The organism is Pseudomonas sp. NFIX10 (assembly GCF_900111955.1).
GTDB classification, from domain to species: Bacteria; Pseudomonadota; Gammaproteobacteria; order Pseudomonadales; family Pseudomonadaceae; genus Aquipseudomonas; species Aquipseudomonas fluorescens_AA.
In genome coordinates this window covers 54,901-74,073 of record NZ_FOKH01000019.1, presented here as the reverse complement: position 1 = coordinate 74,073, position 19,173 = coordinate 54,901, and the positions used below count along the sequence as shown (strand labels likewise).

Here is a 19,173-nt window from a genome sequence, read left to right as displayed (position 1 = left end):
CCGAAACCTGCGTCATCAACCCTGGAATTTTTCATGGATTATTTCATTATCGTCGCCACCACCGTGGCCGGTTTGTATTTCCACTGGTGGCTGTACGTGCGGATCAAACGCTGGGTGGATCGCGATCTGGCGCTTTCACTGGCGGGGCCGGATGGGCAGAAGAAAACTTACATGTTGCAACAATTGGCCCGCGCCCAGGCACAAGGCATCAAGCGCCGCGACCTGCCGCAATGGCTCCAGACCGCCGCCGCGGCAGGTTATTCCGATGCTAAGGCGCCAGACGCTCGCGAGCCCACTGCGCCCCTTGCAGGCGATAGTTGAGGCGATCGTGCAGGCGGCTCGGACGGCCCTGCCAGAACTCGATGCGTTCGGGCAGCAGGCGATAACCGCCCCAATGCTCGGGACAGTGTGGCTGGCTGTCGCTGAAGCGCTGCTCGGTGGCCTTGAGCAGGTCTTCCAGTTCGCCGCGCCCGGCAATCACCCGGCTCTGGGGTGACGCCCAGGCGCCCAAACGGCTGCCCAGCGGACGGACTTGGTAGTAGGCGTCCGACTCCTGCGCCGTGACCTTCACCACTTTGCCCTCGATGCGCACCTGGCGCTCAAGGGTCGGCCAGAAAAACGTCATGGCCGCAAACGGGTTCGCAGCCAGTTGCTGGCCCTTGGCGCTGTCGTAGTTGGTGAAAAAGGTAAAGCCCTGGGCATCCAGGCCCTTGAGCAGCAGGATCCGACAGTGCGGACGTCCCTGCTCATCCACCGTGGCCAGGGTCATGGCATTGGCCTCCACCGGGGCCTGTTCGGTCTTCACCGCGTCGGCGAACCATTGATGGAACAGGGCGAACGGCTCGGCCGGGGCTTGCGCCTCGGTCAAGCCGTCGCGGGTGTAGTCGCGGCGCATATCAGCCAGCGCTTGGGTCATGGCGCATTCCTTGTGGTTAGCCCATCACTGCTTGGGGGTATCGGCGGCCGCGACTTTCTTGGTATCGGTGGCGGCTTTGGCCGGTTGGGGCTTCTTCGCTGGGGTAGCGGGCTTGGCTGCGACCTTCTTTGCAGGCGCCTTGGTCGCGGCTTTTTTGGCCGGAGCTTTCTTGGCCGCGGCTTTGGTGGTCGAGGCCACCGCTTTTTTAGCCGCAGGCGCAGGCGCCGGGGCAGCAGGCTTAACATCCTGGGCGGCAACCATCGTCACTGGAGCCGGGGCCGGCATGTTGTACTTGCTCAGCAGCGCAACCATGGTGTTGGCCGGCGTGACCAGCAATTCCACACGACGGTTCAAGGCGCGACCCTCAACGCTGTCGTTGGCGGCACGTGGCGCCACTGCACCCATGCCGCGCAGCATCAGGCGATCACGTTGCAGGCCGCTGAGGCGGAAAATCGCCGCCACGGCCTGGGCACGCTCCTGGCTGAGCTTGAGGTTGGCCGGTGCGACGCCCGAGGTGTCGGCGTGACCAAGGATCAGCACGGCGGTCTTCGGGTCGGCTTCAAGGATCTTCGCCACGCGGGTAAACGGGCCGAGGGTCACGGGCAGCAGCATCGCCGGACGGTCCGGGTTGAAGGAACTGTCCGCGGGCGCGGTGACCACCAGCACGTCGTCGCGGCGCTCGAGTTCGAGCTTGCTGTCCTGAATCGCCGTGCGCAGCTTCGGCTCGTAGTCGTCGAGCCAGGCCTGGGTGACTTTCGGATCGGGCATCGGCACCGCCTTGGCGGTTTCCTGGTCCTTGCCGCCGAACGGCCACCACCACTTGCCATTGCTTTCGGCTTCGGCCTTGGCAACAACTGCCGGCGCCTTGGCCTCAGGCTTGGCTTCCACTTCTGCCTTTGCTTCGACTTTTCTGGCGGCGTCTGCGGCGGTTTCCTCGGAAGAGAACGGCCACCACCAGTGGCTGGCGCCCTCGGCCTTGGCTTGCGGTGCGACAGCGGCAGGCTTCAGGGGCGCCGCTGGCGCCGTTTCCTTGGCCGCCACCTTGTCGGAGGAGCCGAACGGCCACCAGCCTCCGCTGCCCTCGGCATCATTTTGTGGGTTTTGTGCGCAACCAGTGATAGCGAAGCACAGCGCCAGAGCGAGGGTTTTATTCGATGACATTGGATATCCACAAAATGATCTAAATGAAAAAAAGGCCATGTTCTGGCCGCATAAACAGACGCTTCGAAACTGAAAAGGACACGAGGTTCCTGTGTCCATGGCCTTCAATGGCGCTTTATAGACAAGTGGCAAGCACCCGCGCAATATTTTGCGCGCGCGGGTCCATCAAAACGTAAGGCCCGAGCGTGTTGGTCACGAAACCGAACGCTACATCATGTTCGGGATCGGCAAACCCGATGGAGCCCCCGGCCCCCGGATGACCGAACGCCCGTGGGCCGAGGCCGTAGGTCGCGTTCGGCACATCCGGCTGGTCGAGCATGCAACCCAGGCCGAAACGGGTCTGGGTCAATAAAGTCTTGTCCTCGCCAAAGCTGTGCTGGCGAGTCAGTTCGTCGAGCATTTCACCTTCCAGCAGGCTGCCGTCCAGCAAACCCGCATAGAACCCGGCCAGGCTACGGGCATTGCCGTGGCCATTGGCCGCCGGTTGCTGCATGCGCCGCCATTCCGGTTTGTTGGTGCTGGTCATGATCGACGGTGGGTTGGTAAAGGCCCGGGTGGTCATGGCCGTCGGTTCGCGCATCGTCACCTGCAGCAGGCGCTGGGCCGCCGCATCGCCGGCGTTGCCTTTGCCACGGGCGATGTGGGCCACGCGATGGAACTCGTCGTCGGCCAGGCCAACGTGGAAATCCAGGCCCAACGGCTTGGCGACGCGGGCGACGATGGACTCCCCCGGGCCACGCCCATCGGCCCGGCGCAACAGCTCGCCCACCAGCCAGCCGTAAGTGATCGCGGCATAACCGTGGCCTTCGCCCGGCGTCCACCAAGGTGTTTCGGCAGCCAGGGCATCGACCATGGCTTGCCAGTCATAAAGCGCTTCGGGCGGCAGCAATTCATGTAGCGCCGGCAGCCCAGCCTGGTGGCAGAGCAGTTGGCGCAGGGTGATGGATTGCTTGCCGGCCGCAGCAAACTCTGGCCAATAGCGGGCTACCGGGGCGTCCAACTGCAACTTGCCTTCGGCCACCAGTTGCAGGGCGGTGACGGCGGTGAACGTCTTGGTGCAGGAAAACAGGTTGGCGATGGTGTCGCTGTGCCAGGCTTCATGGCCATCCTTGTCGGCGGTACCGGCCCACAGGTCGATCACCGTGCGGCCACCCACCTGGATGCACAACGCCGCGCCGCGCTCCTGGGGAGCATCGAACAGCGCCGCGAACGCTTCACGCACCGCCTCGAACTGAAGCTCATAATGGCCTTGAATCTGCACCCGCAACTCCCTTGAAACAAAGACTTTTTAGAGTGGCTGGCATTGTTTCAGGCATTAGGTCATTTGGGAACCGCCACAGGACGGCTGGCTAAGCATGCCCGTGTGGCAAGAAGAACCTGTGGGAGCAAGGCTTGCCCGCGAAGAGGCCTGTGAGGTCTTTCTGAGACCCAGGTGCCCTCATCGCGGGCAAGCCTTGCTCCCACAAATACATTGCTTCACCGTGAAATCGCAGCGGCCTCAGGAAATCTCCCGTCGAAACGGCGGCAACGCATTCAGGATCGCCTTGCCATAGCGCTGGGTGACCAGCCGTCGGTCAAGCAAGGTGATGGTGCCGCGATCCTCTTCGGTACGTAGCAAGCGGCCACACGCCTGGACCAGTTTCAGCGAAGCGTCCGGCACGGAGATTTCCATGAACGGGTTGCCACCGCGGGCCTCGATCCACTCGGCCAGCGCCGCCTCCACCGGGTCGTCGGGAACCGAGAACGGGATCTTGGCAATCACCACGTGTTCGCAATAGGCACCGGGCAAGTCCACGCCTTCGGCGAAGCTCGCCAGGCCGAACAGCACGCTGGAGTCCCCACCGTCGACCCGTGCCTTGTGCTTGCTCAGGGTTTCCTGCTTCGACAGGTTGCCCTGGATGAACACCTGCTTGCGCCAGTCCCGGTCAAGGCCATCGAACACGTCCTGCATCTGTTTGCGCGAGGAAAACAGCACCAGCGTGCCCCGTGAGCCTTCCACCAGTTCCGGCAGGTCGCGGATGATCGCCGCAGTGTGGGCGGCGGCATCCCGTGGGTCGGCCTTGAGGTCGGGCACCCGCAGCACGCCGGCATCGGCGTGGTGGAAGGGGCTCGGGACCACGGCGGTCACGGCTTTCTTCGGCAGGCCGGCGCGCATGCGGAAGCGGTCGAACGTGCCCAGGGCGGTCAGCGTGGCGGACGTCACCAGCGCGCCATAGGCCACGTTCCACAGGTTGCGCCGCAGCATTTCCGCGGCCAGGATCGGGCTGGCATTGACCTCGATGTCGAACAGCGAACCGCTTTCGGCCAGGGTCAGCCAGCGCGCCATCGGCGGGTTGTCTTCCGGGTCTTCGGCGGTGAATGCCGTCCACAGCTCCCAGTTGCCCTGGGACCGGGACAACAGGCTGCCGAACAGCGGGTACCACTCCTCGGCCTGGTTGCTGGCGATACCGATGTTGACCTCGCCGTCCATGCCTTCCTTGAGCAGGTCGGTCAGGCGCGTGAACAGGTCGGTCAGGCGCGCGAAACCTTTCTTGAGCTCGATGCCCATTTCGCGCATGTGTTCAGGAATCACTCCGCCGACGAAGCGATGGCGTGGCCGCTCGCGGCCCTCGACGTCTTCGCCGGGTTTGAAATCGGCCACTTGCTCGCACGCGGTGAACATGAACTGCTGGTTCGTCTTGATTTCCCGCGCCAGCTCGGGCACTTGCTCGATGAACTTGCCCAGGTCACCCGGCAACGGATGCTGGGCCAGCAGCTTGGTGAGGTTCTTGGCGGTGGTTTCCAGCCAGTCGGCGGTGGAACGCAGCCGGGTGTAATGGGCGAAATGGCCGATGGCCTTGTCCGGTAGGTGATGGCCTTCGTCGAACACGTAGATCGTGTCGCGCGGGTCCGGCAGCACCGCACCGCCGCCCAGGGCCAGGTCGGCCAGGACCATGTCGTGGTTGGTGACGATGACGTCGACCTTGCCCATGCCTTCGCGAGCCTTGTAGAAGGCGCACTGGCCGAAGTTCGGGCAATGGCGGTTGGTGCACTGGCTATGGTCGGTCGTCAGGCGGGACCAGTCAGCGTCTTCCAGGGCCGTGGACCAGCTGTCGCGGTCGCCGTCCCATTTATTGCCCGCCAGTTTCTCGATCATGCTGGTGAACAGCTTCTGGCTGGCTTCATCCACCTCGATCTTGAAGCCTTCTTCTTCGAACAACTGGGCCGTGGCGGTCTGCGCCTGGCCCTCCTGGAGCAACATGTCGAGCTTGGACAGGCACATGTAACGCCCGCGGCCCTTGGCCAGCGCGAAGGTGAAGTTCAGCCCACTGTTGCGCATCAGGTCGGGCAGGTCCTTGTAGACGATCTGTTCCTGCAGGGCGACGGTGGCCGTGGCGATCACCAGGCGCTTGCCGGCGGCCTTGGCGGTGGGAATCGCCGCCAGGCTGTAGGCCACGGTCTTGCCGGTACCGGTGCCGGCCTCCACCGCCACCACGGCAGGCTCGCCGCTGCGCCGGCCTTCGTCGTCGGTGTCGATGTCGCCCAGGACTTTTGCCACTTCGGCAATCATCAGGCGCTGGCCATATCGCGGCTTGAGGCTCTTGGCTTCGAGAAAACGCGAATAGGCGCCCTGGATCGTGGTTTTGAGTTCGGTGCTGATCATGAATGGTCGGGCGCTAAAAACGCTGGATAAATTTTCAGTGGTTCGGATCGGCGGCTATCATACCCCGCTAATGAATCCTGCGCAGAACGGAGTAACCCAATGACACCCTTTGCCCTTGTCTACACCCTGCATTTACTGGCGGCCCTGGTCTGGGTCGGCGGCATGTTCTTCGCCTGGATGATCCTGCGCCCCGCCGCAATGACGGCGCTTGAGGGCCCTGCCCGGCTCAAGTTGTGGGTAGAAGTGTTTCAGCGTTTTTTCGTCTGGGTCTGGGTCGCGGTCGTACTTTTGCCGATCAGCGGCGTAGGCCTGATCCATCTGCGCTTCGCCGGTTTCGAAACCGCGCCGCGTTATGTGCAGGTGATGATGGGGTTGTATGTGGTGATGACGGCGCTGTTTATCCGCATCCAGGGCTTGCAGCTGCCCGCATTGCGCAACGCCGTGACGGCGCAGGACTGGCCGACGGGTGCGGCGGTGCTGGGGAAGATCCGGCGGTTGGTAGGAATCAATCTGTTGATCGGGTTGCTGCTGGTGGCGATCGGTGCGGCGCGACCGATGTTCTGAAAATCACATAGAGCCCTGTGGGAGCGAGCTTGCTCGCGATGACGGTGTATCAGCACTACTTCATCGACTGACACAACGCCATCGCGAGCAAGCTCGCTCCCACAGGTTCAGATCCGATTTTTCTTCAGAACCGCTGCACCGTCACCGTCCCCGCCGCTCCGGCAGGCCCTGGCTGGCCATCGGCGCCAGGACGGCCGCTTTTACCGCCATCGGCGGTATAGACCAGGCACCCCTTGGCCTTGCCTCCCGCCCCGGGTTTGCCGCCGTGTCCCGCCGCGCCACCGGCACCGCCGTCCACCGTCACCTTGATCTGCTCGGCAGGGTAGGCCCGGGGCAGCTCGAGGCGTACCTGCGCGCCAGCGGCCCCCGGCTGGCCATCACTGCCATTGCTGCCGTCGGCACCGCGACCGGCCGAACCCCAGGTGCAACCCGGCGCCTGGCCATTGGCACCGTCAAGACCGACGAACCCCGGTGCACCGGTGCCGCCACGGGCGTCCACCGACAACAACGGCGCATTCAACGCCTTGAAATGCAGATTGAGATCACGCCCCGGCCGCGCGGCCTTGGTGTAGGTCCCCGGGGCGCCGCGTGAAGTGATCTGGCTGCCCTCGGCCAATTCAGCCTGGGCCACTTTCATTTCCAGTACCTGCGGCGCCGGCACGATGGCGATCCGCGCTTCACGCCCCAGGTGCAACTGGTCGATGGTCAATTCAGTGACATTGGAAGGCACCAGCAGCGTGCCGTAATCGGCCACGTCCAGTCGTTCCAGGGTCAGGGTGCTGGTGGTATTGGGCAGGCGCATCAATGAATGGCCTTCGACCTGGAGCACCTGGGCCGAAGCCCATGGGCATACGAGTGCGGCAAGCAGACACAGTTTACGCATGGGAAGCCTCTGGCGCGGTCGGGAGGGTTTGCACGTGGAAGATGCCGAACAGCAGCACTCTGAGGCGATCGCGGCCAGGCGCGGGGCGGCCACGGAAACTGGCCCGGAACAACAACAGTTCCAGCAGATGGAGTACCAGCAAAAACGCGCCGGCGACATTGACCAGCAGATGCAGCGGATGGACGAACGGCACCACCAGATTGACCAGCACCACCAGCCAGAACAGCAGGGTCAGCAAGCGCCCCAGCCCCCAAAACACCTTCATACGCCCCCCTGATGAGCATTATTCTTTGCCCGCACAGTAACGGCTTGCGCGCAGGATAAGCCAGGGGGTCCGGTAAATTTAATCTAACCCGGGCCCTGGCCCACCGGATCGTCCTCCCGACGACCCGGCAGCCCTGGGCCGCGCCTCAGCGTTGGATATGCAATTCAACCCGACGGTTCTGCGCCCGCCCTTCATCGGTCTCATTGTCGGCCACCGGCTCGCTTTCACCCTTGCCTTCGCTGGTGAGTTTGCCGGGGGCCAACCCCTGGCTCAGCAAATACTCCACGACGCTGCTGGCCCGGCGTTCGGATAGCCCTTGGTTATAGGCATCGGTGCCGACACTGTCGGTGTGGCCCACCACCCGGATGCTGGCGACATTGGCATGGCTGAGTTTGCCCATCAGCCCATCGAGCTGGCTTCGAGCGTCTGCGGTGAGATCGGATTTGTCGAAATCGAACAGCACCTTGCCCGCGTCGTTGAGGGTGATGACCTCGCTCGCCGGTGCTGGCGGTTCGACCGGTGGCGCACTGGCCGGGTATTGCGGCACCGGGCAACCGTGATGCTCGACCGGCGTATTGGCCGGGGTATCGGGACACCGGTCGCGACGGTCGAACACACCGTCGTCGTCTTCATCGCCATCCTGGGCGTAGCAGATCAAGCCTCCGCCCAGCAGCCCCAATGCGGCGCCGCCGGCGGCCCAACCACTGCTTTCAATGGCCCCCAACCCGCCGCCGACGAGGCCGCCGATCAGGCTACAGATTGGCCAGGTGCGTTGATTGAGGGATGCGCTGCCGTCGCTGTGAGTGGCGCAGCCGGACAACAGACTGCTTGCCAGCAGTACCGGTAAGGCGGCCCTGATTAGAAGGTTCATGGTGAAGGCTCCTGTGTCACCGGCCCATACCGGTCACACAGGAGTAAAGACCCGCATCCGCAACTCGACAAGCCGCGGATGACAAGGGTTTCAGCGGTTTATCTTGATTTCCGTGCGACGGTTCATCGCGCGGCCATCGGCGGTCTTGTTATCGGCCACCGGCTGGCTCTCGCCGGCACCGGACACCGAGACGAAACTGGCGCGCGGTACGCCATTCTCAACCAGGTATTGCACCACCGAGTTGGCCCGTTTCTCCGACAGTTTCTGGTTGTAGGCATCGCTGCCGACGCTGTCGGTGTGGCCGGTGACCCGCAGTTGCGCGGTGGACGTTTCCTGTTTCAGCCGGGTGGCGACCGTGCTCAGTACCTCTTTGTCGGCCGGGGTCAGCGTGGCTTTGTTGAATTCAAAGTGCACGTCGCGGATCACGATGGTTTCTTCCTTGACCACCGCGACTTCTTCAACAACCACCGGCGCCGGGGCGGGTGGCGGGCAACCGTCGGCATCGACCTGCACGCCCTTCGGTGTGCCCGGGCACTTGTCACGGCTGTCCGGCACACCATCGCCGTCTTCGTCGCCGTCGCCATGGGCCCAGCACCAGCCCGCCGCCACAGTGCCGGCCACCAGCGCTCCCGGGCCGATCCAGGAGCTGCTTTCGATGGCGCCCAATCCCGCGCCGACGACACCGCCAGTGGCCGCACAGATCGGCCAGTCGGTTTTCTGCAAACCTGCGCAACCAGTCAACACACTGGTTAGCAGAACCAGGGGTAACGCTGTCCGAACTATGCTCATCGGGTTTTCTCCTTGAGGGATCGGCTTGACGCCGATTCAGGGGAGTAAAGACCCGACTTCGTATCTGCGCCAGCCTGAGCAATCGCGGGTTTTCGCCCCGTGTTTACGAAGATTCCGCACGTTCAGAGACAAACCGCTCTAGGCCATGCTGTCCGGGCAGGCTATCGTGGGGGTTCTGACTGAGGAACTTCGATGACCGTTGCCATTTCTTCGCGTACACCCCAGCAAGCCCTGGCGGCCGTGCTTGACCGTTACGCCCCGCAAAAACTGCTGCTGATCGGTGCCAGCGGCTTTCCCGCACTCGAAGCATTCCAGCAGGCCCACCCCGACACCGAAGTGGTCCACGCCAGCCCCGGCGCGCTGCCGGCGGACGTGGCGGCGCGACGTTTTGACCTGGCCCTGGCGCTCGATTGCCTGGAGCATTTGCCCAAGCGCGAAGGTCTGAACCTGTTGGGCGGCATCCGCAATCTCAACGCCAGCCGCATCGCCGTGCTCGCCGACCTCAACGCCTGCGGCTGGCAAGAGACGGATTTTTTTTCCCTGGCCCTGCAAGCCAGTGAGCGATTCCAGCGCGAAGACCAGGTGCTGACCCTGTTCACCTACGATCTGCTTGAATACAAACAGGTCCCCGACTGGCTCAACTCACGTTTTTGGGCCAACCCGGAAAACTTTGGAAAATATTGGTGGTAACCGTGAACACAAGCTCGCACTCGCCCATTTGCCCCTGTGGCAGTGGCAACTCACTGGAGGCCTGCTGCGGCCACTACCACGACGGTCATCCGGCGCCCTGTGCCGAAGCCTTGATGCGCTCGCGCTATAGCGCCTATGTGCTGGGCCTGGTGGACTATCTGGTCGCCACCACCCTGCCCGCCCAGCAGCAAGGCCTCGATCGCCAGTCCATCCGCGAGTGGAGCGCCAACAGCACCTGGCTGGGGCTGGACGTGGAAAGCAGCGAAGTATTCGGCGGTCAACCGGAACACGCTTTCGTCACGTTCACGGCACGCTGGCACGACGGCCAGGGCGAGCACAGCCACCGTGAACAGTCCTCGTTCGTACAGAACGACGGGCGCTGGTACTTCATCGATCCGACCGTGCCGGTCAAGACCGGACGCAACGATAGCTGTCCGTGCGGCAGCGGGCACAAATTCAAGAAGTGCTGCGCCGGCTACTTCAATCGCTGATTTTAGGAAACGTCCGACGCTCGCCCATCGCCCCAAGGGGCTAGACTGGGGATAAACCAGAGGCACGGACATGACCCCTCCATCATTCTTGCTGCGCATCACCTGCCTGCTGCTGTTCGTTGGGTTCGGCGGCTGCGCATCCTGGCGAGGTGAAGAAGCCCCGGAACCACAGGTGCACCTGGTCAAAGTCGAGGTGGTGCGGGCCCGGCTGCTGGAACAGAGGTTCACGCTGCACTTTCGCGTCGACAACCCCGGCGACAGCGACCTCACCGTTCGCGGCCTGACCTACCGCATCCACCTGGGCGACCTGTTGCTGACCGAAGGCGAACATGAGCACTGGTTCACCGTGCGCCCCAAGCACAGCGCCTACTTCAAGGTACCGGTGCGCACCAACCTGTGGCCACAGGTGCGGGAAGTGGTGAAGCTGCTGGAGAAACCCCGGGAACAGATCCCCTATCGTCTGGAAGGTGAGCTGGAAACCGGATTATTCATCGCCCACTACGTGCACCTTGAGCGCAATGGCGTGATAATCGCCGCCGATTTAATTGCGGAGTAACCCCGATGACCCAGCAACCCCACGTCCACGGTCCTGATTGCAACCACGATCACGACCATCATCACGACCATGACCACGGCCACGTCCACGGCCCGAATTGCGGCCATGCCCACCAGGAACCGGTGCGCAACGCCCTGAAGGATGTCGGTCGCAACGACCCTTGCCCTTGTGGCAATGGCAAGAAATTCAAGAAGTGCCACGGGGCTTGAGGGGCTGGGCGAAAAATTTCTTCGCCTGTTAGACCGTCATCGCGAGCAAGCTCGCTCCCACAAGGGTTCTGCGCCTCAGCGCAATTTCCCTGTGGGAGCGAGCTTGCTCGCGATGAGGCCGGCGCTGTCGGTACCTATCTGTCAGCCCGCCTGCAGAATCCGCTTCACACCCACCACCGTCGCATACTCACCGTGCAAGTTGCCCAGGGACATGGCATGCACTTCGGCTGCCGAATGGGCGTTGCCGAAGTAATCGTTCTTGTCGAAGGTGAAGCAGGCGTCCTCGGCCACCCAGGTGTCGAATCCCAGATTGCCGGCCGTACGCGCCGTGGACTCCACCGAGTTGTGCGTCGCCACACCGACGATCACCAGTTGCCTGATTCCGGCTTGGCGCAGGTCTTGCTCCAGGTGGGTGCCACTGAACGCATCCGGCACCTGCTTTTGCACCAACCATTCCCCTGCCTTCGGCTCGAACCGTGGCTGGACCTCCACCCCCGACTGCCCCGGCCAGAACACCGAGTCCGGCGAGCGGGACAGATGGTGGACGTGAATCACCGGGCGCGCCGTGTGTCGCCAGAACGCCAGCAGTTCCAGCATGCGCAGCTCTGCCTCGGGGTTGTTGCGAGGGCCGAGCCTGGGGTGAAGGATGCCTTTTTGTTGATCGATGAGGATCAGCGCCGCGTCGTTCTGTAGCTCCATGCCGGTTTCTCTTGCTTGGTCGTTGTATGTTCCACACTTGAGCATCCCCCCTTCCAACAGGCAAGCCTTCGAGCAAAAGCGATGACCCGGTCCCGGGCTTTCATCGCCAAATCAACAAATAACCCTCGCCCCCGCTTGCGCGGCCCCCGCCTGCTCACTAACGTAGCGCCTTTATTGGTGCCCCCCCTCCCGCAGGAGCTTTGCCATGGCCTCGCCAGCCTCTATTTCCTTCATCCCCCGGCTCGGCGTTGCCGCCGCAGTGGCCAGTGTGCTCGGTTTGAGCGGATGCCAGACCTGGAATGCCCAGGACACGGTCCCGCCCACGTCCGGTGTGCAACCGCTCAAGGGGCTGGCGCAGAACGTCTCGGTCCGCCGCAACGCCACGGGCATGCCGCTGATCGAAAGCAACAGCTTCCATGACGCCTTGTTCACCCTCGGCTACGTCCACGCCAGCGACCGTATCACCCAGATGGTGACCCTGCGCCTGCTGGCCCAAGGACGGTTGGCAGAGATGTCCGGCGCCGAACGGCTGGAGGTCGACCGCTACATGCGCGCCGTTAACCTGAAGAAAAACGCCGACGAGCTGTACAAGGCATCTTCGCCTCGGCTCAAGCGTTTCTTCGAAGTCTATGCCCGTGGCGTCAACGCCTACCTGTTCCGCTACCGCGACAAGTTGCCGTCGGACCTGGCCGCCACCGGTTACAAACCGGAATACTGGAAACCGGAAGATTCGGCGCTGATGTTCTGTCTGCTGAACTTCAGCCAGTCAGCCAACCTGCCGGAAGAAATCGCCAGCCTGGTGCTGGCCCAGACCGTCACCAACGACAAACTCGCCTGGCTGAGCCCGTCCTATCCGGACGAGCAACTGCCCGTGGCCGAGGCCGACAAGCTCCAGGGCCTGCGCCTCAATGGCCAGATCCCCGGCCTGAACGAAATCAGCAAGGCCACCCAGCAATTGGCCGGGTTGAACCTGTTGGGTGCTGCGTCTTCAAGCAACTGGGCCATCGCGCCACAACGCAGCCGCAGCGGCAAGAGCCTGCTGGCCAGCGACAGCCACGGGTCGCTGGGCATGCCGGGGCTGTGGAGCCCGGTACAGATCCGGGCGCCCAAGTACCAGGCGGCCGGGATTTCCGTGGCGGGCATCCCGATGATCCTGGCCGGGTTCAACGGCAAAGTGGCCTGGAGCATGACCAGCGTGCTGGGGGACAACCAGGACCTGTTCCTGGAAAAAATCCGCCGTCAGGGCAATGGCCTGTCCTACGAGGTCAACGGCAAATGGCAACCGGCAATCGTGCGCAACGAAACCTACTTCATCAAAGGCCAGCGGCCGATTCGTGAAGCGGTGTTCGAGACCCGCCACGGCCCATTGCTCAACAGCGCCCAGGGCCCCGCCATGGCCAACGGCTTTGGCCTGGCCTTGCAGACGCCGAGCTTGAGCGACGACAAGACCCTGGACGCCTTCTTCGACCTGTCCCGGGCGCAGAACGTCGAGAAAGCGTCCGACGCCAGCCGGGAAATCCGCGCCATGGCCGTGAACCTGGTCTTTGCCGACGCCAGCCATATCGGCTGGCAAGTCACCGGTCGCTACCCGAACCGCCGTGAAGGCGAGGGTCTGTTGCCGTCGCCGGGCTGGGACGGTCGCTACGATTGGGACGGTTACGCCGACCCGATGCTGCACCCCTATGATCAAGATCCGGCCCAAGGCTGGCTCGGCACGGCCAACCAACGGGTCATTCCCCATGGCTACGGCATGCAATTGTCCAACTCCTGGGCTTCGCCGGAGCGTGGCGAACGCATGGCCGAACTGGCCGGCGCAGGCAAGCACGACACCCGCAGCCTGACCGCCATGCAATACGACCAGAGCACGACGTTCGCGGCCAAGCTCAAGCAAGTCTTCGAAGCGCCGGGCATGAGCCAGCCGCTCAAACAGGCCATCGAAGCCCTGCCGGTGGCTGATCGGGCCAAGGCTCGCGAGGCCTATACCCGCTTGATGGCATTCGATGGCCGGCTCAGCCCGACCTCCGCCGACGCGGCGATCTATGAGCTGTTCCTGCAGGAAAGCATGAAGCAGATTTTCCTCGACGAGCTGGGCCCGGACAGCAGCCCGGCGTGGCAGGCGCTGGTCGCCAACGGCCAATTGTCCTACTCGGCCCAGGCCGATCATCTGCTGGGGCGTGAAGACAGCCCGTTCTGGGACGATGTGCGCACACCCCAGAAAGAAGACAAGGCCGTTATCCTCGCCCGCAGCCTGGCCGCCACCATCAACGCCGGTGACAGCCAGTTGGGCGGTGACCACAAGGCCTGGCAATGGGGCCAATTGCATCGCTACGCCTGGAAGAACAGCAACGGCCAGGTCATACGCGGCCCGCTGCCGGCCGGTGGCGACGCCACCACGCTCAACACGGCGGCGTTCGCCTGGGGCCAGGATTTCACCACCACCCTGGCGCCGACCATGCGCTTTATCGTTGACTTCGGCCAGCCCGAACCGTTGATGATCCAGGACGGCGCCGGCCAGTCCGGCAACCCCGTCAGCCCGCACTATGCCAATGGCATCGATCCGTGGATCAAGGGGCAGTACCAGAGCCTGCCGTTGCAGTCGCAGAACTTCGATCGGGCGTATGGCAAGACGCGGTTGACGTTGGTGCCCGGCAAGTAACTGCAGCTTTTTTTTGCGGGCGCTACGCACCCGATCGCGAGCAAGCTCGCTCCCACAGGGGCCGGTGTTGAATCCGTATTGCGATTCGACACAAAGCCAATGTGGGGGCGAGCTTGCTCGCGATGGCGTCAGTCCCCCCAAATCCGATAGAACTTCCCCCCTCGCCAGCGCCTCTACCTGACAAGCCCATCGTCCTGGTGATTGCATGGATCTTGTCATTGCCCGCCCCGAAGGCCTGTACTGTCCGCCCGGAGATTTCTACATCGACCCGTGGCGTCCGGTTGAACGCTCGGTCATCACCCACGCCCACGGCGACCATGCCCGCAGTGGCAACCAACACTACCTGGCAGCGGCACCCGGCGAAGGCATCCTGCGGTCACGCCTGGGCCAGGACATCAACCTGCAAACGCTGCCCTACGGCGAACGCCTGTCGCACCATGGCGTGACCTTGAGCTTTCACCCCGCCGGCCACGTGCTGGGCTCGGCCCAGGTACGGCTGGAGTATCAAGGCGAGGTCTGGGTGGCGTCGGGGGATTACAAAGTCGAGCCTGACGGCACCTGTACCCCGTTCGAGCCGGTGAGATGCCATACCTTCATCACGGAATCGACCTTCGGCCTACCGATCTACCGCTGGCAACCCCAGGGGCAGATTTTCGACGAGATCAACCAGTGGTGGCGCGGGAACATCGCCGTCGGCCGGGCCAGCGTGTTGTTCTGCTATTCCTTCGGCAAGGCCCAGCGGATTCTCCACGGCATCGACGAAAGCCTCGGCCCGATCCTGGCCCACGGGGCGGTGGAACCGCTGAACCGGGTCTACCGCGAGGCCGGGGTTCATCTGCCGCCAACGATCTATGCCGGCGATATCAAGAAGAACGACCCGATCATGGGCCAGGCGCTGGTCATCGCCCCGCCCTCTGCCGGAGGCAGCAGCTGGATGCGCCGCTTCGGCGACTACAGCGACGCCTTCGCCAGCGGCTGGATGCGCCTGCGTGGTACGCGTCGGCGGCGCGGCGTGGACCGGGGTTTCGTGCTGTCCGACCACGCCGACTGGCCTGGCCTGCTCTGGGCCATCGAACAGACTGGCGCCGAACGGGTGATGGTCACCCATGGATCAGTCGCCGTACTGGTGCGCCACTTGTGCGAGCAAGGCCTCGATGCCCAAGGGTTCACCACCGAATACGGCGACGACGAAGAAGACCTCGCTACGGCCACCGACAGCGCTGAGGAAGCGCCATGAAAGCCTTCGCCGAGTTGTACGCCGAACTGGACGCCACCACCTCCAGCAATGCCAAGCTCACGGCCATGCAGGACTACTTCAGCAAAGCCCCGCCCCAGGACGCGGCATGGGCCGTGTATTTCCTTTCCGGCGGGCGTCCACGGCAACTGGTGCCGGTAAAAATCCTGCGGGAGTTGGCGGTCCAGGTATCCGGATTGTCAATCTGGCTGTTCGAAGAAAGTTATCAGGCCGTGGGCGACCTGGCCGAAACCATTTCGCTGGTATTACCCGAATCGCCCCACAGCTCCGATGAAGGCCTGGCGCTGTGGATCGAAGAGAAACTGCTGCCGTTGCGCGGTGAGTCGCCCGACGTCCTGGCTGACCGGCTTCCGGCGCTGTGGGCGCAGCTCGACCGGCCGAGCCTGATGCTTTGCATCAAACTCATCACCGGCAGTTTCCGGGTGGGCGTATCCAAACTGCTGGTGACCCGGGCCCTGGCGACCATGGCCGGGCTGGACAGCAAACGGGTGGCCCAACGCCTGGTGGGCTACACCGACCTGTCCCATCGCCCCACGGCCGCCAGCTACCTCAAACTGATCGCGGCCGAGTCCGACGATGAACATGCCCAACGCGGCGGCCAGCCTTATCCGTTTTTCCTGGCCCATGCGTTGTCTGCGCCAGTGGAACAATTCGACGCGCTGCTGGGGCCGGCCAGCGACTGGCAGGTGGAATGGAAATGGGACGGCATCCGGTCCCAGGTGATCAAGCGCGACGGCCATTTGTGGGTCTGGTCGCGAGGCGAGGACCTGGTCACTGAACGATTTCCGGAATTGCATTCGCTGGCCCAGGCGTTGCCTGACGGCACGGTGATCGACGGTGAAATCGTGGTCTGGAAAGCCCCCCAGTCGGTCACCGAGGACGCCTTCGACCCGGGCGCACCATTGCAGCCGGCGGTGCAACCCTTCGCCCTGTTGCAGCAGCGCATCGGTCGCAAGACCCTGGGCAAGAAAATCCTCGACGACGCCCCCGTGGCGGTGATGGCCTACGACCTGTTGGAATGGCAAGGCGAGGATTGGCGCAGCCGCCCCCAGGCCGAGCGCCGCGAACAATTGGAAGCACTGATCGCCCGTGTCCACAGCCCGGTGCTGTTGCCTTCGCCGATCGTCACCGGGCAGGACTGGCTGGACCTCGCCCGGCAACGCGAAGCCTCTCGCAGCCTCGGTGTCGAGGGCATGATGCTCAAGGCCCGCGACGCGCTGTACGGCGTCGGTCGCACCAAGGACATGGGCGTGTGGTGGAAATGGAAGATCGACCCGTTCAGCGTCGACGCGGTGCTGATCTACGCCCAACGCGGCCACGGCCGACGCGCCAGCCTCTACAGCGACTACACCTTCGCCGTGTGGGACAACCCGCCAGGCAGTCGCGAGCGCACCCTGGTGCCATTCGCCAAGGCCTACTCAGGGCTGACCGATGCAGAAATGCGCCAGGTCGACAGCATCGTGCGCAAGACCACCGTTGAGAAGTTCGGCCCGGTGAGCAGCGTCACCCCCACCCTGGTGTTCGAACTGGGCTTCGAAGGCATCGCCCTGTCCAAGCGCCACAAGAGCGGGATTGCCGTGCGGTTTCCACGGATGTTGCGCTGGCGCCAGGACAAGAGTGTCGACGAGGCGGACACACTGGCGACGCTTCAGGATCTGTTGAAATGCTGACCACCCTTCTCTGGTCAGAATCAGCTTCGGCCGGCGTCGGGACGCTCTCCACGTCAAGGCGAAAATGCTTTCAGCCGGTACTTCAACAATTGAGCACGTCGAGCAAACCATTCCGGGCTGAGTTGAATTAAAGATAGGCAATCAAGTTCTTATTCATGCATTTCTAAAAAACTATCGATATCCCGCGCACTGGCAGTTTTTCTGACGCCGTAATTGCGTCATTCGAGCATTCATCAAGACAAGCAAAAACCGACTTGCTCTTTTAAAGCGCACTGCTAACGTGACATTAGATCCGTCATTTATTCAAGTGTCGCCAATCGTCCAGATCCTGCGCCAGCCCCATTAAGCAACCGTGAAAGGGATGCAATCATTCGGGGTAGTGACAGCACCTTCTCAGGGTGAAGCCGAGCGGGACCGCCCCAATGGCATGTTGACCGGAGTGATATCCAGGACGTGCCGCCCACACGAATAGGGAGCCTGCCATGCGCGCAGAGAAGCGGTTTCAGTCGCTGGACAGCTTCCGGGGGTTGATGGCCATTTCAGTGATGCTCTATCACTTACGCGTCAGCGGCAGCTTTACCGAATGGTTGTTATTCCGCCATGCCGAAGTATTTGTATCTTTCTTTTTTGTATTGAGTGGCTTTGTCTTGACCCATGCTTATGGCAGCTCGGCACTGTTCAACTTTCGAAAGTTTTTTATCACACGGACCTTTCGCTTGCTTCCCCTGCACCTCTTTATGCTGAGTATTTTTATACTGTTAGAATGCGGGAGATACCTGGTCGCCCAAAAAGGCATGGACTTCAATAACTCACCCTTTACAGAGAAGTTTGCCCCTTCTGAAATCCTGCCGAATGTACTGCTGTTGCAATCCTGGACGTATTTGACTAACCCACTGTCGTTCAACTATCCATCTTGGAGCATCAGTATCGAGTATTACACCTACATGATCTTCGCCCTGATCCTGGGCATCGCGTTCGGCATCAGGACGTGGGTGTGGGTGACGGTGGTGTTCGTAGCCCTGGCGTTGATGCATGCAGGCAATACTTTCTTTACCATCGAGTCGCTGCGGGGCCTCGCCTACTTTTTCACCGGCTGTCTGGCTTACGCCGTGTATCTGAGGCTCCCCCAGCCCGCCCAGGCTCAAACCTGGTTGCTGACAACGTTTGAAGTGGCGGCGGTGGTCGTGGCGCTGGTTTTCGTGATCAATGATTTTGCAGCGAAGCCGTTGTGGGCCAGCCCGTTGTTCGGTGTCATCGTGGTGATATTCGCCTTCGATCGCGGCGCTGTGTCGCGGCTATTGGCGGGTCGTGGCTTCGGTTTTCTCGGCAAATTGTCTTATTCCATCTACCTGACCCATGCGGCCGTTCTGTTTTGCGTAGTGTCGGCGTTCATGGTGGCGAAAAAAATCTCAGGCGTTGACATCGCACCGGTGATCGACGGGACTCGTTATCTGGACCTCGGTAATGGGCCACTCAATAACCTCATCGCGTTACTGACAGCCGGAGCGGCCGTCCTGGTGTCGATGTTCACCTACCGATATGTCGAAATGCCCGGGCAGTCCCTTGGTCGAGCGCTTAGCAACACCCCGACGCGCAACAGCCCGGCATTGAGACCTGATACCGAGGTTTGAAAAAACGCGATAACCCCTTCAGGTCGCTACGGCTTTGCTGTATAGAGCCTGTTCCGGCGCGGTCGGCACACCGATGTTTTGACAGCGGCCATTCTCCCGTCACGTGAGCGTCAGAACGCAGCGTCGGCGCCATCCTGGTGCATCTTTTGAAGCCTGCTCGTCCCCGCGCACCATCATGTCCCGTCGGCAGTCACCAAAGTTTTTAAAACACTTGTTCGGCACTC

The 19,173-nt window shown here is 62.6% G+C and carries 19 protein-coding genes; 10 read left to right on the top strand and 9 right to left on the bottom strand.

Translation table 11 applies throughout. The features are described 5' to 3' along the window. The first annotated feature begins 33 nt into the window (after nt 1-33). Nucleotides 34-321, top strand: a complete 288-nt coding sequence (locus BM321_RS18105) for a hypothetical protein (protein ID WP_092443767.1) — start codon at nt 34-36, stop codon at nt 319-321. Here the strand turns inward: BM321_RS18105 and pdxH are convergent. The 4 genes from pdxH to dinG all read right to left on the bottom strand — a co-directional run bounded on the left by pdxH (nt 269) and on the right by dinG (nt 5,720). After that, on the bottom strand, nt 269-916 hold the full coding sequence (pdxH, locus tag BM321_RS18100; protein WP_092205462.1) for a pyridoxamine 5'-phosphate oxidase: 648 nt from the start codon (nt 914-916) through the stop codon (nt 269-271). The genes BM321_RS18105 and pdxH overlap by 53 nt on opposite strands. Before the next feature lie 24 nt (nt 917-940). After that, nucleotides 941-2,077, bottom strand: coding sequence for an OmpA family protein (locus BM321_RS18095; RefSeq protein ID WP_092443765.1), 1,137 nt, complete (start codon nt 2,075-2,077; stop codon nt 941-943). Between the two features lie 115 nt (nt 2,078-2,192). Continuing rightward, the gene (locus tag BM321_RS18090; RefSeq protein ID WP_092443763.1) at nt 2,193-3,338 is read right to left on the bottom strand and encodes a serine hydrolase domain-containing protein; all 1,146 of its coding nucleotides are present in this window, start codon (nt 3,336-3,338) and stop codon (nt 2,193-2,195) included. A 237-nt stretch (nt 3,339-3,575) separates the two neighbouring features. Continuing rightward, nucleotides 3,576-5,720 carry an ATP-dependent DNA helicase DinG gene (gene dinG / locus BM321_RS18085; RefSeq protein WP_092443761.1) on the bottom strand — a complete coding sequence of 715 codons (2,145 nt, stop codon included), beginning with the start codon at nt 5,718-5,720 and terminating at the stop codon, nt 3,576-3,578. A gap of 99 nt (nt 5,721-5,819) precedes the next feature. Between dinG and BM321_RS18080 the strand changes: the two genes are divergently transcribed. Next, nucleotides 5,820-6,284 (top strand): CopD family protein, encoded by a 465-nt coding sequence (locus BM321_RS18080; RefSeq protein ID WP_092443759.1) that lies wholly within the window; start codon nt 5,820-5,822, stop codon nt 6,282-6,284. A 124-nt stretch (nt 6,285-6,408) separates the two neighbouring features. Here BM321_RS18080 and BM321_RS18075 read toward each other — a convergent pair whose 3' ends face one another. From BM321_RS18075 to BM321_RS18060, 4 genes are all read right to left on the bottom strand, one after another. Beyond that, entirely contained in the window at nt 6,409-7,167 is a 759-nt protein-coding gene (locus tag BM321_RS18075; protein WP_092329199.1) for a hypothetical protein, read from the bottom strand. Further along, nucleotides 7,160-7,432: a DUF1145 domain-containing protein gene (locus BM321_RS18070; protein WP_092205456.1), complete on the bottom strand. Its 273-nt coding sequence runs from the start codon at nt 7,430-7,432 to the stop codon at nt 7,160-7,162. The genes BM321_RS18075 and BM321_RS18070 overlap by 8 nt, the downstream gene beginning before the upstream one ends. 145 nt (nt 7,433-7,577) lie before the next feature. Next, the gene (locus tag BM321_RS18065) at nt 7,578-8,303 is read right to left on the bottom strand and encodes a PA1041 family peptidoglycan-binding anchor lipoprotein (RefSeq protein ID WP_092443757.1); all 726 of its coding nucleotides are present in this window, start codon (nt 8,301-8,303) and stop codon (nt 7,578-7,580) included. Between the two features lie 90 nt (nt 8,304-8,393). After that, complete coding sequence (locus tag BM321_RS18060) at nt 8,394-9,092, bottom strand: PA1041 family peptidoglycan-binding anchor lipoprotein (RefSeq protein ID WP_092205454.1); 699 nt, start codon at nt 9,090-9,092, stop codon at nt 8,394-8,396. A gap of 192 nt (nt 9,093-9,284) precedes the next feature. Here BM321_RS18060 and BM321_RS18055 point away from each other — a divergent pair, with 192 nt between their 5' ends. From BM321_RS18055 to BM321_RS18040, 4 genes are all read left to right on the top strand, one after another. Next, nucleotides 9,285-9,782 carry a DUF6231 family protein gene (locus BM321_RS18055; RefSeq protein ID WP_092329207.1) on the top strand — a complete coding sequence of 166 codons (498 nt, stop codon included), beginning with the start codon at nt 9,285-9,287 and terminating at the stop codon, nt 9,780-9,782. Nucleotides 9,783-9,784: 2 nt separating this feature from the next. Continuing rightward, a complete protein-coding gene (locus tag BM321_RS18050) occupies nt 9,785-10,273 on the top strand; it encodes a YchJ family protein (RefSeq protein WP_092205465.1) in 489 nt (162 codons plus the stop codon). Between the two features lie 70 nt (nt 10,274-10,343). Beyond that, nucleotides 10,344-10,829: an LEA/WHy family protein gene (locus BM321_RS18045; RefSeq protein ID WP_092329210.1), complete on the top strand. Its 486-nt coding sequence runs from the start codon at nt 10,344-10,346 to the stop codon at nt 10,827-10,829. A 5-nt stretch (nt 10,830-10,834) separates the two neighbouring features. Next, nucleotides 10,835-11,038, top strand: coding sequence for an SEC-C metal-binding domain-containing protein (locus tag BM321_RS18040; protein WP_003198420.1), 204 nt, complete (start codon nt 10,835-10,837; stop codon nt 11,036-11,038). Between the two features lie 141 nt (nt 11,039-11,179). Here the strand turns inward: BM321_RS18040 and BM321_RS18035 are convergent, their stop codons facing one another. Continuing rightward, nucleotides 11,180-11,737, bottom strand: a complete 558-nt coding sequence (locus tag BM321_RS18035; protein WP_092443755.1) for a cysteine hydrolase family protein — start codon at nt 11,735-11,737, stop codon at nt 11,180-11,182. 205 nt (nt 11,738-11,942) lie between these two features. Here BM321_RS18035 and BM321_RS18030 point away from each other — a divergent pair, with 205 nt between their 5' ends. The 4 genes from BM321_RS18030 to BM321_RS18015 all read left to right on the top strand — a co-directional run bounded on the left by BM321_RS18030 (nt 11,943) and on the right by BM321_RS18015 (nt 18,949). Beyond that, nucleotides 11,943-14,393 (top strand): penicillin acylase family protein, encoded by a 2,451-nt coding sequence (locus BM321_RS18030; RefSeq protein WP_092443753.1) that lies wholly within the window; start codon nt 11,943-11,945, stop codon nt 14,391-14,393. 205 nt (nt 14,394-14,598) lie between these two features. Further along, nucleotides 14,599-15,630, top strand: a complete 1,032-nt coding sequence (locus tag BM321_RS18025) for a ligase-associated DNA damage response exonuclease (RefSeq protein ID WP_092443751.1) — start codon at nt 14,599-14,601, stop codon at nt 15,628-15,630. Beyond that, a complete protein-coding gene (locus tag BM321_RS18020; protein WP_092443749.1) occupies nt 15,627-17,318 on the top strand; it encodes an ATP-dependent DNA ligase in 1,692 nt (563 codons plus the stop codon). The genes BM321_RS18025 and BM321_RS18020 overlap by 4 nt, the downstream gene beginning before the upstream one ends. 482 nt (nt 17,319-17,800) lie before the next feature. Continuing rightward, on the top strand, nt 17,801-18,949 hold the full coding sequence (locus tag BM321_RS18015; protein ID WP_092443747.1) for an acyltransferase family protein: 1,149 nt from the start codon (nt 17,801-17,803) through the stop codon (nt 18,947-18,949). The last annotated feature ends 224 nt before the right edge of the window (nt 18,950-19,173 follow it).

What these genes read in the sequence shown, in the direction of transcription:
- BM321_RS18020 (WP_092443749.1), top strand. Translation starts at nt 15,627, where the DNA reads ATGAAAGCCTTCGCCGAGTTGTACGCCGAACTGGACGCCACCACCTCC.
- BM321_RS18105 (WP_092443767.1), top strand. Translation starts at nt 34, where the DNA reads ATGGATTATTTCATTATCGTCGCCACCACCGTGGCCGGTTTGTATTTC.
- BM321_RS18035 (WP_092443755.1), bottom strand. Translation starts at nt 11,737, where the DNA reads ATGGAGCTACAGAACGACGCGGCGCTGATCCTCATCGATCAACAAAAA.
- BM321_RS18075 (WP_092329199.1), bottom strand. Translation starts at nt 7,167, where the DNA reads ATGCGTAAACTGTGTCTGCTTGCCGCACTCGTATGCCCATGGGCTTCG.
- BM321_RS18070 (WP_092205456.1), bottom strand. Translation starts at nt 7,432, where the DNA reads ATGAAGGTGTTTTGGGGGCTGGGGCGCTTGCTGACCCTGCTGTTCTGG.
- BM321_RS18095 (WP_092443765.1), bottom strand. Translation starts at nt 2,077, where the DNA reads ATGTCATCGAATAAAACCCTCGCTCTGGCGCTGTGCTTCGCTATCACT.
- BM321_RS18060 (WP_092205454.1), bottom strand. Translation starts at nt 9,092, where the DNA reads ATGAGCATAGTTCGGACAGCGTTACCCCTGGTTCTGCTAACCAGTGTG.
- BM321_RS18025 (WP_092443751.1), top strand. Translation starts at nt 14,599, where the DNA reads ATGGATCTTGTCATTGCCCGCCCCGAAGGCCTGTACTGTCCGCCCGGA.
- pdxH (WP_092205462.1), bottom strand. Translation starts at nt 916, where the DNA reads ATGACCCAAGCGCTGGCTGATATGCGCCGCGACTACACCCGCGACGGC.
- BM321_RS18015 (WP_092443747.1), top strand. Translation starts at nt 17,801, where the DNA reads ATGCGCGCAGAGAAGCGGTTTCAGTCGCTGGACAGCTTCCGGGGGTTG.
- BM321_RS18080 (WP_092443759.1), top strand. Translation starts at nt 5,820, where the DNA reads ATGACACCCTTTGCCCTTGTCTACACCCTGCATTTACTGGCGGCCCTG.
- dinG (WP_092443761.1), bottom strand. Translation starts at nt 5,720, where the DNA reads ATGATCAGCACCGAACTCAAAACCACGATCCAGGGCGCCTATTCGCGT.
- BM321_RS18045 (WP_092329210.1), top strand. Translation starts at nt 10,344, where the DNA reads ATGACCCCTCCATCATTCTTGCTGCGCATCACCTGCCTGCTGCTGTTC.
- BM321_RS18065 (WP_092443757.1), bottom strand. Translation starts at nt 8,303, where the DNA reads ATGAACCTTCTAATCAGGGCCGCCTTACCGGTACTGCTGGCAAGCAGT.
- BM321_RS18030 (WP_092443753.1), top strand. Translation starts at nt 11,943, where the DNA reads ATGGCCTCGCCAGCCTCTATTTCCTTCATCCCCCGGCTCGGCGTTGCC.
- BM321_RS18055 (WP_092329207.1), top strand. Translation starts at nt 9,285, where the DNA reads ATGACCGTTGCCATTTCTTCGCGTACACCCCAGCAAGCCCTGGCGGCC.
- BM321_RS18040 (WP_003198420.1), top strand. Translation starts at nt 10,835, where the DNA reads ATGACCCAGCAACCCCACGTCCACGGTCCTGATTGCAACCACGATCAC.